Raw genomic sequence first — 13,655 nt, forward strand, 5'->3', positions numbered from 1 at the left:
GCTCGCGATGACGGTGAGTCAGTCGGCTTCACTGTTGAATGTGAGTCCGCTATCGCGAGCAGGCTCACTCCTACAATTGGATGGGGTACATCTGCTAGGGATTGGTTGGCTGTTAGGCCGCTATCGCTGGCAAGCCAGCTCCCACAGTTTGATCTGGGTACATCTGATGGAGAATGGTCGGCTGTCAGGCCGCCATCGCTGGCAAGCCAGGCTCCTACAATAAATCGGCGTACAGCCGTTGCTTCTCACCACTCAACAGGCCGAGCGTTAGCTCGCCTGCAGCTTTTGATCTGCCCGCCCCCTCGGAAGGCTGAGTGGAGGTGTTCATCCGGGGAGTGGCGCGCAGCGCCGTTCGACGCAGTCGAACACGCTGCATGTAGGTCGTAGCGAAGCAGACCGGAGGGCAGTGTCCCCGGATGGATACCGGAGCGAAGGAACGCCGAGCCTAGGCGAGGGGCCGGACGCTCGGGGCGAGACCTTTGGTTACTTTGGGGCGTTTGCCAAAGTGACACGCCGTAAGGGCGGAACCATTAGTGGCCGTTACCGCAGGAATGGATATGTACACCGAGGAAGAGAATGGTCGTCTGTCAGGCCGCCATCGCTGGCAAGCCAGGCTCCCACAGTTTGATCTGGGTACATCTGATGGAGAATGGTCGTCTCTCAGGACGCCATCGTGAGCAGGCTCACTCCTACAGTTTGAAGTAGCGCATATCCGATGCCCGGGGACTCGCACAATGTCGGGGAAGAATGTTAGCGTGCTTGGCATTCTCCACGCCCGACGAGCCCTCCTCCCATGAAAAAGACTGTCCTCGCCTTCAGCCGCGTCACGCCGGAAATGGTTGAACGCCTGCAACAAGACTTCGACGTGATTGTGCCGAACCCGAAAAACGGCGACATCAATGCCCAGTTCAACGAAGCCCTGCCCCACGCCCACGGCCTGATCGGTGTCGGTCGCAAACTCGGGCGTGCGCAGCTGGAAAACGCCGCCAAACTGGAAGTGGTGTCCAGCGTCTCGGTCGGCTACGACAACTACGACGTCGCCTACTTCAACGAACGCGGGATCATGCTCACCAACACCCCGGACGTGCTCACCGAAAGCACCGCCGACCTCGCGTTTTCCCTGCTGATGAGCAGCGCCCGCCGCGTCGCCGAGCTGGACGCCTGGACCAAGGCCGGCCAATGGCAAGCCACCGTCGGCGCGCCGTTGTTCGGCACCGATGTACACGGCAAAACCCTGGGCATCGTCGGCATGGGCAACATCGGCGCGGCCATTGCCCGTCGCGGTCGCCTGGGCTTCAACATGCCGATCATTTACAGCGGCAACAGCCGCAAGACCGAGCTGGAACAAGAGTTCGGCGCGCAGTTCCGCACGCTGGATCAACTGCTGGCCGAAGCCGATTTCGTCTGCCTGGTGGTGCCACTCAGCGACAAAACCAGGCACCTGATCAGCCACCGTGAACTGGCACTGATGAAGCCAAGTGCGATTCTGGTGAACATCTCGCGAGGCCCGGTGGTCGATGAGCCGGCCCTGATCGAAGCGCTGCAAAACAACCGCATTCGCGGCGCAGGCCTGGACGTCTACGAAAAAGAACCGCTGGCCGAGTCGCCGCTGTTCCAGCTGAAAAACGCGGTGACATTGCCGCACATCGGTTCCGCCACCCACGAAACCCGTGAAGCCATGGCCAACCGTGCATTGGCCAACTTGCGCAGCGCCTTGCTGGGCGAGCGCCCGCAGGATCTGGTCAACCCGCAAGTCTGGAAAGGCTGACTAAACGGGCAGACGGTTTTAATCGTCTGCCCGCCCCTCTACACAACTTGCAATTCAGTCAACCGGCGAAAGATAAAACCCCGCTATAGACTCTCCACTACTGCCCGACCCCACGGACTAACGGTTATGGAGAACCCTTGCCTTGCACACGCTTAACACCGCACAAATCATCAGATACAGCAAAGTAATACTGATGGCCTATATAAGTTTATTTGGACTGTTGGTGATGTATGGCAACGTTACGGACTATGCCACCAACTACGAATATGTCGGCCACATCCTGAGCATGGACACCACGCAGAACAGCGAAAACACCAGCTACCGGGCAATCACTTCCCCTCTGCTCCATCACCGTATCTACTGGCTTATCATCACCCTCGAGGTGACGTACACCGTGTTCTGCCTGATGGGCACTTATCACCTGCTTCGAAATATCAACGCGTCAGCCAAGGCATTCCACGAGGCCAAAAAATGCTCGATCATCGGATTGATGATCGGCCTGTTTATCTATTACGTTTGCCTGCAAGTTGTCGGCGCTGAATGGTTCAACATGGACAAATCACAAACATGGAACGCCAAGGACTGGGCCCGGCACATCGTTGACTTCATGTTGCCGTTGTTAATTTATATAACGTTAAAGATCGAGCGCTGAACGCTCGATCTTTATGAACGTCACGCCAGTTTGCCGGTTGCCCGGACCACGGGTGGCTTGGGTTTACGAAACACCAATACGTTGCCCAGCATCACCAACACCAGGCCCACCAAGGCCGGTGCAGTCCATTGATAGCCTTCGACAAACGCCGACACGTTCAACGCCACCACCGGGAACAACACGGTGCAATAGGCCGCGCGTTCTGGCCCCATGCGGCCGACCAATGTCAGGTAAGCGGTAAAACCGATCACGGAACCGGGAATGACCAGGTACAACAACGAGCCGATGTAGCGCGTGCTCCACTCGATGTCGAACGGAATGCCTTTGACCAGGCACCACACCGACAACATCGCCGCGCCATAGGCCATGCCCCAGGCGTTGGTGGTCAACGGTTTCAGACCGGCCTTCTGTTGCAGGCTCGACAGCATGTTGCCGGCCGAGAAGCACAGGGTTCCGAGCAACGCCAGGCCCAGGCCGAGCAAGGTTTGCGGGCTTGCGGTATGGCCCGCCAGCTCAGGCCAGAACAGCAGGCCAAGCCCGAACAAGCCTAACGCCCCGCCCATCAGCACATTGCGGGCGATTTTCTGGCCGAAGAACACCCGCGCATTCAGGGCGTTCCACAACGTGGCGGTGGAAAACACCACGGCGACCAGGCCGCTGGGAATCCACTGGCTGGCCGTCAGGAAACACATGAAGTTGACGCAGAACAGGCACAGTCCCTGCGCCAGACAGATCAAGTGCCCGCGACGGTTCATCACTTGCAGACGTCGACTCAACAGCAGCAGCGCAAACAACACCAGCGCCGCAAGGCCGAAGCGATAGACGATCGACACGGGAATCGCGACCACGCCCAATTGCCATTTCAAGGCAATCCAGGTGGTGCCCCAGATCAGCACGGTCAGCAAGTACAACGACAGGTTCATGGCAAACACTCCTGGATGGGGCGGCACGGCGATCTTTTGTGGCAAAGGCGCTTTGTGGTGAGGGGGCTTGCCCCCGTTGGGCTGCGAAGCGGCCCCAAAATCCTGGCACTCGTTGCGAATCTTGTGAGCGCTTCGCACTCAAGCGGGGGCAAGCCCCCTCGCCACAAAAGCTCTCTCGCCACAGATTTCGTACTAGCCAGCACCACTGCCTGATTAGGGATCCAGTGTGCTGCGCCAAACGTGCATGCACTTGCATAAACTTGCGCTTTTGTCAGTGCAGAGGCTGGCAGGCCAACGTCTACGGAGTAGGATGCAAGGCGTTGGAGAGAACCGATCATGCCCGCACTGGAAACGTTGCAAGTCTTTCAAGCCCTCAACCGCTCGCCCAATGCTCGCCTCGAGCACAGCGCCGAGCTCGGTGACGGCATGGCTGCAGCCTTGTGGAGCAACCATCACGACGCCCAGGACTACGAAGCGCCGAGCCATCACACGCTGTCGTGCTACATCGCCGGCGGCACCGGCACGTTTCGTCGCGACCAGCCCGGCACCAAGGGCGGCCCGGACAAGCTGTGCATTCTGCCGGCGGATCACCAGTCCGGTTGGGTGATCAACGGCGACATTCGCCTGGCCCACGTGTATTTCAGCCCCGAACAATTCGCCCTCGGCTGCGTCACGCTGCTGGACCGCGAACCGCGTGAACTGCAATTACGCGAAGCCACGTTCCTCGACGACCCGGCGCAAGCCCTGCGCTTTCGGCAGATGCTCACCCTCAACTGGGACGAACCCGGCGAACGTTTGCTGACCAGCAGCCTGGCCCACGAAATGCTCAGCCACGTGTTGCTGGGCCAAGTCGGCATGCGCGAGGGGTTGCGGCTCAAGGGTGGATTGGCGGCGCATCAGCGGCGGCAGTTGGCGGAGTTCATCGATCACCAGTTGGCCGAGGCCATCAGCCTTGGGCAACTGGCTGCGCTGTGTGCGCTGTCGGAATATCACTTTGCGCGGATGTTTCGCGAGAGCTTTGGTTTGCCGCCGCATCAGTATGTATTAGCTCGCCGGCTGACCCGGGCGCAGGCGTTATTGCGCTCGACGTCACAGCCGTTGGGCGAGATTGCATTGGCCTGCGGGTTTGCCAGTGCGAGTCATTTCACCAATCGGTTCCGGCAGGCGTTGGGTGGGACGCCTGGGGAATATCGGCAGGCGTTTTTGCGGTAAGCCCCAAGATAGTCGGTGCTTGTCAGGCCGCCTTCGCGAGCAAGCCCGCTCCCACATTTGACCGAGTTCTCATATGGGAACGCTATCAAATGTGGGAGCGGGCTTGCTCGCGAAGAACGATGACGCGGTCTTCGATCAGAACTCCAATGTGCTCGACAATAGAATCTGCCGCGAATCCCCCATCGACACAAAGAACCGGCTCGCCGCCGAGGTGTAGTACGTGCGGTCAAACAGGTTCTTCACGTTGAACTGAAACTTGACCCGCTGCCCTTCAACCTGGGTGTCATACGTGGCGAACGCATCGGCCACGGTGTAGCTCGGCAGGTCGAAATCGTTCACGGCGTTACCCGCTCGCTCACCGACGTAACGCGCCCCGGCGCCAACCCGCAACTGATCGCCACCGACGATCGTGCCGAAGTCATAGACTGCCGACAGCGAGCCGCTGTTCCTGGCGACGTTTTGCAGCTGCTTGCCTTTGTAGTCCGGGTCTTCGGTGACTTCGGCATCGGTGTAGGCGTAGCTGCCGATCATGCTCCAGCGATCCGTCAGCTGGCCGGTCACGTCCACTTCCAGGCCACGGGAACGCACTTCGCCGGCGGCGCTGTAGACCGTCACCGGGCCTTCGGAGTTGGCCACCAGCACGTTGCGTTTCTTGATGTCGAACAGCGCGATGTCACCGGTGATGCGCCCCGGCAGGTCGAACTTGGCGCCGATTTCCCAGGCCTTGGCTTCTTCCGGCGCGATGCTGCCGTCGAGCACGGTGCTGCTGCCGCTCAAGGGCGCGATGGTCGAGTTGGGTTTGAACGATTCGGTGTAGCTGCCGTAGAACGACAGTTCATCGGTGTAGCGATATACCAGGCCCGCGCGCGGCACCCACTTTTGGCCGTTGCTGTCGGTGTTGGCCTGGAACGGCACGCCTTTGCCGGCGTATTGGTCGTATTCCTGGAAACGCCCGCCCACGACGAAAATCCACTTATCGGAGAGGTGAATCGAGTCCTGCAGGAAGATCGAATCGCTGCGCAGTTCATCGGTTTGTGCGCTGTCCGCCGGGCTGACGGTGGTGCCGGCGACTTCGCGGCCGTAGACCGGGTTGACGTAGCTGAAGGTGCTCAGGCTTTTCTGGCGGATCAGGTCTTCACGGTAGATCTTGCGGTACTCGTCATCGACACCGAACACCAGGTCGTGTTTCATCCCGGCGAACTCAACATTGCCTTCGAGGCTGGCGGTGGTGAAGCGGTCGGTGCTGATCGCATTCTGCGTGCCGTCCATGCTGCGGGTCAGCGTGCCTTTTTTGGTGTCGATGGCGGTGACGCGCACTTGGCTGGCGTCGTAGGTTTCACGGTTCCAGCTGTAGCCAAAATGCGCGGTCCAGTTGTCGTTGAGTTCGTGATCGGCCTCGAAGTGGTACAGGTCCGAACGGCCTTCCATGTTGTTGAACGGCTCGTCGAGGCGCTCGTTGCGCGAGATGTCCAGCGGGTGGTTGGTACGCGGATCGATGATCGTGCCCCGATCGAACGGGGTCAGGAACTCGCGGTGTTCGTAGGAAAACAGCAGCTTGGTGCTTTCGCCGAACCAGGCCAGCGACGGCGCCACCAGCGACTCGCGGTGGGTGCCGAAATTGCGCCAGTAATCTTCATCTTCGTGGTCCAGCACCATGCGATAAGCGAGGCCGGAGGTGCCGAGTGCGCCGGTGCTGTCGAGGCTGCCACCGCTGCCGTTTTTGCCATCGCCATAGGTCGAACCGCGCAGGGTCAGGGCATTGTATTGCTCAAGTTCCGGCTTCTTGCTGACCAGGTTGACCACCCCGCCCGGGTCCTGAATGCCGTACAGCAGCGAGGCCGGGCCCTTGAGCACTTCGACACGATCGACACTTTCATTCATGCCGCGGCCCTGCACGATCGGCATGCCGTCGCGCATGATCGAGCCGTTACGGTTGTCACCGAAACCGCGAGTCATCACCGAATCCTGAGTGCTCGCCAGCGTGTTGCCCTGGGTGATGCCGCTGACGTTGGCCAGCGCGTCATCCAGATTACGCGGCAACTGATCGCGAATGACCTGGGCCGGGACGACGTTAACGGTCTGCGGGATTTCCTGGAGTAAGGCCGATGAGCGCATCACTGAACTGGTGGGCGGCGGCTGATAGCTCATGGATTGATCGGCGACCGAGGTGATGGTGGTCGCGCCCAGGTTCAAGGTGCCGGCCGTGGGCACGGGTTCAAGTATCAGGGTGTGCGCATCGGTGCGGCGGAAGGTGAAGCCCGAGCCGCTGAGCAATCGTTGCATGGCTTGCTCGGCGCTGAACTGGCCATTGATCGCCGGGGCGGTGAGGCCGTACGGCGCTTCATCGGTGTAGACCACGCTAATGCCGGTGACCCGGCTGAAGTCGCTCAGGGCCTGGGGCAGCGGTTTGGCGACGATGGCGAAACTGAACGGGGCGCGCTGTTGCGTGTTGTTGGCTTCAGCCGCCGAGGCGATGCTCGATGGCAGCAAGGCCAGCGCCGACATACTCAGTGCCGAAGCACCTAACCACTGTTTGACCGAACCCGATTTTGCCCTGGACTTCATTGCTCATGACCTGTGTAGAACCGCTACGGATGCGAATGACTCGCAGTTTCAGTCACTACACGAATGGGGGTTGGGTTTACCTCACTAGAATTTTGAAATTATTTTTTGTTTTGAGGTTATGTGTTGGCTGATCGGACGCCTTCGCGAGCAAGCCCGCTCCCACATTCGACCGCATTCCTATGTGAGAACTCGGTCGAATGTGGGAGCGGGCTTGCTCGCGAAGGGGCCAGTAGCCTCAACGCAAAATAATCAGATGCCCAAAAACACTGTGCTGCTCAAACCCCAACACCCCCTGCAATGAACTCAGTACAGCCTGAGGATCCTTGCTCGGAAAGCTGCCACTGATTCGCCGCGCCGCCAGTTCATCGTTGAGCAACACGATCCGCCCCGGGTAATAGCGCCCGAGGTCTTGCACCACCTCCGCCAACGTCGCCTTGTAGTAATTGAGCCAGCCCTGACGCCAGGCCAACTGCGTCTCGCTGTCGACAGCCTGCAGTTTCTCCGCCGTGCCCTCGCCATAGGCCACTTGCTGGCCGGCGGTCAGGATTTGTGGCTCGGCGTACTTCTTCGCTGTCACGCCGACCCGTCCGGACAACACCGTCACCTGAGCACCCTGCGGTTGCAGGCGCACCTCAAACTGCGTGCCCAGCACTTTCGCCTGGCCCTGTTCAGCGTCGACCACAAACGGATCGCCCGTATGCGTCACGCTGAAAAACCCGGCGCCGCGCCGCAACTGGACGTGCCGCTCACCGCGACTGAAATCCACGGCAATGGCGCTGTCGGCATCCAGCGTGACTTGCGACTGATCCGCCAGGGTCACGGTGCGGATTTCCCCCGGCGCCGAGACATAGTCCGCCCCCAGGTCGTCAATCCATCGTGCCGGCTGCCAACCCGCGCCGAGACTGATCATCAACAGCAGGCACGCCGCCATGGCCAGCGCGCCCGACCAGCGCCGCACGCTGTGGCGGCGCGTTTGATTCATGGCATTGAGATATCCCTGCAAGGCGAAAGCGTCTTCATCTGCCAAAGTTCGCGCCGGCGATTCGCTCAATTCCCACAGCACCTGCGCCTGTGCATAAGCCTCGGCGTGCGCCGGATCAGCCTGCAACCAATGACTGAAGGTGAGTTGATCGCCACTGCTGGGCTGGTCGTGCAGCAAGCACAGCCACGCGAAGGCGGCCTGTTCCTGAGCGGGCGTCGGGGTGACGCGATCGAGCTGATTCACGGTGCTTTCCCTGGCGTGCGCGTGGGCGATTCCCGCAGGCTGGCCTTGCAGGCATCGAGGGCGCGCATCATATGTTTTTCCACGGCGCTTTGGGACAGGCCCATGGCCTTGGCGATTTCGGCGTATTTGCGACCGTGAATGCGGTTAAGCAGGAAGATCTGCCGCGTGCGCTCCGGCAAGGCACGCAGCGCCGCTTCGACGTGACGCAAATCGTTGCCGGCTTCCAGGGCGGCTTGCGGCTCACTGCCGTGGCTGTCTGGCGCGTCCGGCATCCAGCCTTCATTGACCCGCACCCGCGTGCCTTCGCTGCGCAAATGGTCAATGGCGATGTTGCCGGCGCTACGCAGCAGGTAAGTGCTGAGCTCCTCGACCTGCACCAATGGCCGACGCCAGAAACGCAGAAACAAGTCCTGCACCAGATCCGCCGCCGTCGCCCGACACCCCACGCGCCGGTTCACCAAGGCTTCCATCTGCGAACGCTGGGAAAGAAACACCTGCAGGAAATGCGCGCGCGCCCCGCGATGTTCCTCGTCGTGTGATTCGGGTGGGAGGGTGGTGGTGTCTTTCATGGTGCGACCTTGAAACGGTAAGGCCGCGTGAAAGTCATGGGGCCAGCGAGGGCGCAATAGTAATGATAAATATTCTCATACACAAAGAGATCCGATTGCCGGCCGGTGACATTTCTGAGGGGTTACACCCCTGTGGCGAGGGGGCTTGCCCCCGTTGGACTGCGAAGCGGTCCCAGAACCATCCAATGAGTTGTGTCAGCCAAAACCTCATAGCAGGTTTTGCGACTGCTTCGCAGCCGAACGGGGGCAAGCCCCCTCGCCACAGCAAGCCCCCTCGCCACAGGGATCCCATGCAGGCTGTGGACCCAGAAACAAGAACGGGCCTGCATCAGCAGGCCCGTTTTCAGGGGTGGAAAGGTAAAAATCGAATCAGCTGTCAGCCGTTTTGCGCGGCTTGCTCGTTCTCGAGAAATTCTTCCTCAAGCAGCTCATCGGCTGCAACTCGTTCGAACGGCACCACAGCGGCACGTGGTTTGCCTCGCAGTTTGCCGAACAGGTGTTCCAGCGCATGTTCGAGTTTTTCGGCCGCACCGTCGATCGCCAGTTCCAGGTTATCGGCTTTGTGAGTGACAGAAATCGGTTGGTGGCCTTTTGGCCGCGCTTCCAGCTGGCAGCGCATGTCGTGCGGTCCGGGCTTGTCGCCGTTTTCGTCTGACAGGTGGACCTCAACGCGGGTCAGGTCCTCTGCATAACGTTCGAGCGTGCTCTCAATGGTAGTACGTACCCACTCCTCCAGTCGGATGCTGCTTTGAATATGGTTGTCGCTGTTGACTTGGATTTGCATAGTTCATCCCTTATTTCAGCTAGCTCGCGAGAGGCCTTTCGGCTAGCCCTTGGGCGTCATCACCGTGACCTCTTACTTACACAATCGGTCTGCGCGCAGAACAATTCAACCCCTAAAAAAAGATAATTTTGGATTCGCAAAAAAACCCGGACAACGGGTAAAAGCGCTGTTAAGGTCAGGAGTTGGGTCGACACGCTTCTTTGTCATAATTGCTCACATTTGCTGCTCTGCCAGCGGGTGCAAACTTCGAAAGATCCCCGCCTCCTCCACCAGCCAGTCATGCACCGCGCGCACGCCCGGATGGCTCAAGGCCCCCGGCGCATACAGCAGCATGTAGCGCTTGTGATTGGGCACCGCCAGCCCGAATGGCACAATCAATGTCCCCCGCTCCAGCTCATCGTTAAGCAACGTGCGCCGCGCAATCGCCACGCCCATCCCGGCAATGGCCGCTTCGATGGTCAGGTGATTGCGATTGAAGGTGTGCCCGCGCCGTACGTCGGCGCCCTCGAAGCCGATGGCATTCAGGTAGAACTCCCATTCCGCATATTCATAGCTGCCGCGCCAGGCCGTGATGTCGTGCAACAACGGGAAATGCACCAGGTCCGCCGGGCCATGCAGCGGCGGTCGGCCTCGCAGCAGGCCGGGGGCGCAGACCGGGAAGATCTGCTCGTCGAGCAAGGCTGTGGATAACAGGCCGGGGTAGCTGCCGTCGTTCAGGTCGATGGCCAGATCGAAATCACCTTCGTGCAGCGGCACGCTGCTGTCCTCGGCCACCAGGCGCAACTGGATGTCCGGAAAGCGCTGCTGCAAACGTGGCAGACGAGGGGTCAGCCATTTGCTCAGGAATGACGGAATCGAGCGCAGCCGCAACGTTCCGCTGATCATTCCGGCGTCCAGTCGGCGCAATTCCGCATCGATGCTGCCATAAGCCTCGTTGACGGTAATGGCCAGGCGCTGGCCTTCAGCGCTCAGTTCCACACCTCGCGCACGACGGTGAAACAGACGGAAACCCAAACGCTCTTCCAGTTGCCGGATTTGCTGACTGACCGCACCCGGCGTGATGTGCAGTTCTTCAGCGCAACGGGTGAACGACAAGTGCCGCGCGGCACAGGAAAACACGTGCAGCCAGACGTAAGTCTGGGCATGCAGTTGACGACTCATCGTTTAGTCCTGCTAAAGGCTGTCTTAGGAAGTTTCGTTGGTCACTGTGGACCGAGGTTGGCAGTATCGCCGACATTGCGCTTGTCCTACAAAAATGGCAGCGATTTCTCTTCCATTGCGTGTATAGGCTTTAGCATGGCTATCAGTGTTTTCGATCTTTTCAAAGTCGGCATCGGTCCGTCCAGTTCCCACACCGTCGGCCCGATGCGCGCCGCCGCAACCTTCGCCCAGGCGCTGATTGACCAGCATGTGCTGGACGCCGTACGTCGGGTAGAAATCCGCTTATATGGCTCCCTTTCCGCCACCGGCGTCGGCCACGCGACCGACCGCGCCTGCGTCATGGGCCTGATGGGCGAATGGCCGGACAGCATCGATCCCACGTCCATCGACAGCCGTATCCAGACGTTGCGCGAAATCGGTGAATTGTCCCTCGCCGGCAAAACGACCATTGCCTTCAACTGGCAGCGCGATCTCCTGCTGCTGGACGAGAGCCTGCCCTACCACCCCAACGCGATGTCACTGACAGCCTTCAGCGAAACCGGCGAACTCTATGAACAGACTTACTACTCGATCGGCGGCGGTTTCATCATTGAAGCAGCCCAAGCCGAGTCCGGCATTGCGCCTGCCAGCGATGTGGTGCTGCCCTACGATTTCTCCAGCGCCGCCGAATTGCTCCGGCTCTGCAACCAGCACGGGCTGCGGGTTTCCGAATTGATGATGGCCAATGAATTGGCCTGGCGCAGCGAAGCCGAGATCCGCCAGGGCTTGCTGCACATCTGGTCGGTGATGCGCGAGTGTGTCGAACAGGGTTTGCGTCATGAAGGCATTTTGCCGGGTGGCCTGAACGTGCCGCGTCGTGCGGCGAAACTGCACCGCAGCCTGCTGGAAATCGGCAAGCCGAATGTCATCACGTCCACCCTGTCGGCCATGGAGTGGGTCAACCTGTTTGCCCTCGCCGTGAACGAAGAAAACGCCGCAGGCGGACGCATGGTCACGGCACCGACCAACGGTGCGGCGGGGATCATTCCGGCGGTGCTGCATTACTACATGAAGTTCAACCCGGACGCGTCAGACGATGACGTGGTCGCGTTCTTTCTGGGCGCGGCGGCAGTCGGCATTTTGTGCAAGAAAAACGCCTCGATCTCCGGCGCGGAAGTCGGCTGTCAAGGCGAAGTCGGTTCGGCCTGCGCGATGGCCGCCGCCGGTCTGGCCGACGTGCTCGGTGCCACCCCGGAGCAACTGGAAAACGCCGCCGAAATTGGCCTGGAACACAACCTCGGCCTGACCTGCGACCCGGTCGGTGGCCTGGTCCAAGTGCCGTGCATCGAACGCAACGCGATTGCCGCGGTGAAAGCGATCAACGCCACGCAAATGGCCCTGCGCGGCGACGGCAAACATTTCATCTCCCTGGACCGGGTGATCCGCACCATGCGCGATACCGGCGCCGACATGCATGACAAATACAAAGAGACTTCACGGGGAGGCCTGGCGGTGAGCTGGGTGGAGTGTTGATTGCACTGTCTGCGGTCATCGACGCATTCATGCCCTGAAACGGGCAGGCAAAAAGAACGCGGGCTGCCTGATTTCCGGGGCGCCCGCCTGTTTTTTGCCGTGATCATTGTCCGACAATTTTTCCGGCATGCCCCTTGCTACGTCACCTCTGAGGCAAAAGGACTTTTGAAACCTCAGCGAGCGATCGGCCGATGGTCCGGTGGTGCGAACCAACCCGAACATGGCCGGTCAACAACTGCACGTTCAATCAAGCGGTGACGCATCATGGACAATCCCTTTCAAGTCATTACCGATGCCTTTGCGCCGGATTACCAGATCAACCTGAGCATTCAGGGTCTGGACGGCAGCATCATGCTGACCCTCTCCAACAGCGGCCGCGTGGTTGCAAAACGGATGATCAGTGCCGAACAACGCAATGACCCCAAGCGCCTGAAGCGCCTGGTGCAAAGCATTCAGTTCGGCATCGCCATCGAGCAGGGCCATAGTGCCATGACCATCCTCGAAGCCATGACCGACGGCGACAGTCGCTCCCTGCCACCCCCTTCGGTCAAAGGCCAGCCCCGCCCTGCGATTCGGCTTTAAAGCTCGCCCTTCTCCACTTCGAGATGCTCACTGGAGCCCGCACCGGCCTTGCGTTGCGGGTGCTCGATCTTCACCGAAGGGAATTGCGACGAGGCATATCGCACCACCAGAATCGAAAACGCCAGCAGCAGAATCCCGCCGCACAAGTAAATGATGCCGACATCGGGCGGATTGTGGTGCGAGACGTTGGAGATCAGCAGCCGCGTCAGCGCGGTGATCGCCACGTAGATCAGGAATCGCACTGGCATGTGATTGGTCTTGAAATAAATCCCGACCATCGCCCCCAGCTCGAGGTAGATGAACAGCAGCAAGATATCGTCGATCTTGATGTGCCCGGCTTCGATCATCTGCAGGAATTCCATCACCGCGGCGTACGCGGTCACGGCACCGATGGCGAACAGCGCCAGGTAGTGGAACGTCTCGACGAACAGGTTGCCCAGTGACTCGGCCAGTTGGTGGACGTTCTGCCGCAGGTTCTCGGCCCAGTTGATTTTCACGATGATGCTTCCTTAGCTCGGTTTGAGCGGATGATGCTGGATTGACGTGACGGTTGTTCTGCATGCAGAAAAAAGGCCAGTGGCTCTCGGTAAGATGTTGACGAGTTGTTGCTGGACACTTTTGTGGTGTCTTCATTGACGCCATCGCGGGCTAGCCCGGCTCCCACAGGGGATCTGTGGCGTTCAAAAAACCACTGTGGGAGCT

12 protein-coding genes are annotated in these 13,655 nt (G+C 59.9%); 5 read left to right on the forward strand and 7 right to left on the reverse strand.

What is annotated here, in order from left to right:
* The first annotated feature begins 793 nt into the window (after positions 1-793).
* Together EAH78_RS06155 and EAH78_RS06160 are read left to right on the forward strand one after the other, a co-directional pair.
* The gene (locus EAH78_RS06155; RefSeq protein ID WP_140666673.1) at positions 794-1,768 is read left to right on the forward strand and encodes a 2-hydroxyacid dehydrogenase; all 975 of its coding nucleotides are present in this window, start codon (positions 794-796) and stop codon (positions 1,766-1,768) included.
* A gap of 142 nt (positions 1,769-1,910) precedes the next feature.
* Positions 1,911-2,420 carry a DUF2165 family protein gene (locus EAH78_RS06160; protein WP_140666675.1) on the forward strand — a complete coding sequence of 170 codons (510 nt, stop codon included), beginning with the start codon at positions 1,911-1,913 and terminating at the stop codon, positions 2,418-2,420.
* A gap of 20 nt (positions 2,421-2,440) precedes the next feature.
* On the opposite strand, the gene EAH78_RS06165 is transcribed toward EAH78_RS06160, so the two are convergent.
* A complete protein-coding gene (locus EAH78_RS06165) occupies positions 2,441-3,343 on the reverse strand; it encodes a DMT family transporter (protein ID WP_140666676.1) in 903 nt (300 codons plus the stop codon).
* Between the two features lie 336 nt (positions 3,344-3,679).
* Here EAH78_RS06165 and EAH78_RS06170 point away from each other — a divergent pair, with 336 nt between their 5' ends.
* Positions 3,680-4,555 (forward strand): helix-turn-helix domain-containing protein, encoded by an 876-nt coding sequence (locus EAH78_RS06170; protein ID WP_140666677.1) that lies wholly within the window; start codon positions 3,680-3,682, stop codon positions 4,553-4,555.
* 135 nt (positions 4,556-4,690) lie between these two features.
* Here the strand turns inward: EAH78_RS06170 and EAH78_RS06175 are convergent, their stop codons facing one another.
* From EAH78_RS06175 to EAH78_RS06195, 5 genes are all read right to left on the reverse strand, one after another.
* Positions 4,691-7,120 (reverse strand): TonB-dependent siderophore receptor, encoded by a 2,430-nt coding sequence (locus EAH78_RS06175; protein WP_140666678.1) that lies wholly within the window; start codon positions 7,118-7,120, stop codon positions 4,691-4,693.
* A gap of 235 nt (positions 7,121-7,355) precedes the next feature.
* Entirely contained in the window at positions 7,356-8,345 is a 990-nt protein-coding gene (locus EAH78_RS06180; RefSeq protein ID WP_140666679.1) for a FecR family protein, read from the reverse strand.
* Positions 8,342-8,914: an RNA polymerase sigma factor gene (locus tag EAH78_RS06185; protein ID WP_140666680.1), complete on the reverse strand. Its 573-nt coding sequence runs from the start codon at positions 8,912-8,914 to the stop codon at positions 8,342-8,344. Before EAH78_RS06185 ends, EAH78_RS06180 begins: the two co-directional genes overlap by 4 nt.
* A gap of 376 nt (positions 8,915-9,290) precedes the next feature.
* Positions 9,291-9,698 (reverse strand): HPF/RaiA family ribosome-associated protein, encoded by a 408-nt coding sequence (locus tag EAH78_RS06190; protein WP_123435361.1) that lies wholly within the window; start codon positions 9,696-9,698, stop codon positions 9,291-9,293.
* 213 nt (positions 9,699-9,911) lie between these two features.
* Positions 9,912-10,859 (reverse strand): LysR substrate-binding domain-containing protein, encoded by a 948-nt coding sequence (locus EAH78_RS06195; RefSeq protein WP_140666681.1) that lies wholly within the window; start codon positions 10,857-10,859, stop codon positions 9,912-9,914.
* Between the two features lie 135 nt (positions 10,860-10,994).
* Between EAH78_RS06195 and EAH78_RS06200 the strand changes: the two genes are divergently transcribed.
* Positions 10,995-12,371, forward strand: coding sequence for an L-serine ammonia-lyase (locus EAH78_RS06200; protein ID WP_140666682.1), 1,377 nt, complete (start codon positions 10,995-10,997; stop codon positions 12,369-12,371).
* 264 nt (positions 12,372-12,635) lie between these two features.
* Positions 12,636-12,953 carry a DUF3509 domain-containing protein gene (locus EAH78_RS06205; RefSeq protein WP_140666683.1) on the forward strand — a complete coding sequence of 106 codons (318 nt, stop codon included), beginning with the start codon at positions 12,636-12,638 and terminating at the stop codon, positions 12,951-12,953.
* Here the strand turns inward: EAH78_RS06205 and EAH78_RS06210 are convergent.
* Entirely contained in the window at positions 12,950-13,450 is a 501-nt protein-coding gene (locus EAH78_RS06210) for a phosphate-starvation-inducible protein PsiE (RefSeq protein ID WP_140666684.1), read from the reverse strand. The genes EAH78_RS06205 and EAH78_RS06210 overlap by 4 nt on opposite strands.
* Between the last annotated feature and the right edge of the window lie 205 nt (positions 13,451-13,655).

Origin of the sequence: Pseudomonas arsenicoxydans, from assembly GCF_006438915.1 — a bacterium.
Classification (GTDB): Bacteria; Pseudomonadota; Gammaproteobacteria; order Pseudomonadales; family Pseudomonadaceae; genus Aquipseudomonas; species Aquipseudomonas arsenicoxydans_A.

Bases quoted from the DNA above. Each gene is read 5' to 3' on its own strand.
- EAH78_RS06155 (WP_140666673.1), top strand. From the start codon at position 794: ATGAAAAAGACTGTCCTCGCCTTCAGCCGCGTCACGCCGGAAATGGTT.
- EAH78_RS06165 (WP_140666676.1), bottom strand. From the start codon at position 3,343: ATGAACCTGTCGTTGTACTTGCTGACCGTGCTGATCTGGGGCACCACC.
- EAH78_RS06170 (WP_140666677.1), top strand. From the start codon at position 3,680: ATGCCCGCACTGGAAACGTTGCAAGTCTTTCAAGCCCTCAACCGCTCG.
- EAH78_RS06175 (WP_140666678.1), bottom strand. From the start codon at position 7,120: ATGAAGTCCAGGGCAAAATCGGGTTCGGTCAAACAGTGGTTAGGTGCT.
- EAH78_RS06185 (WP_140666680.1), bottom strand. From the start codon at position 8,914: ATGAAAGACACCACCACCCTCCCACCCGAATCACACGACGAGGAACAT.
- EAH78_RS06190 (WP_123435361.1), bottom strand. From the start codon at position 9,698: ATGCAAATCCAAGTCAACAGCGACAACCATATTCAAAGCAGCATCCGA.
- EAH78_RS06195 (WP_140666681.1), bottom strand. From the start codon at position 10,859: ATGAGTCGTCAACTGCATGCCCAGACTTACGTCTGGCTGCACGTGTTT.
- EAH78_RS06200 (WP_140666682.1), top strand. From the start codon at position 10,995: ATGGCTATCAGTGTTTTCGATCTTTTCAAAGTCGGCATCGGTCCGTCC.
- EAH78_RS06205 (WP_140666683.1), top strand. From the start codon at position 12,636: ATGGACAATCCCTTTCAAGTCATTACCGATGCCTTTGCGCCGGATTAC.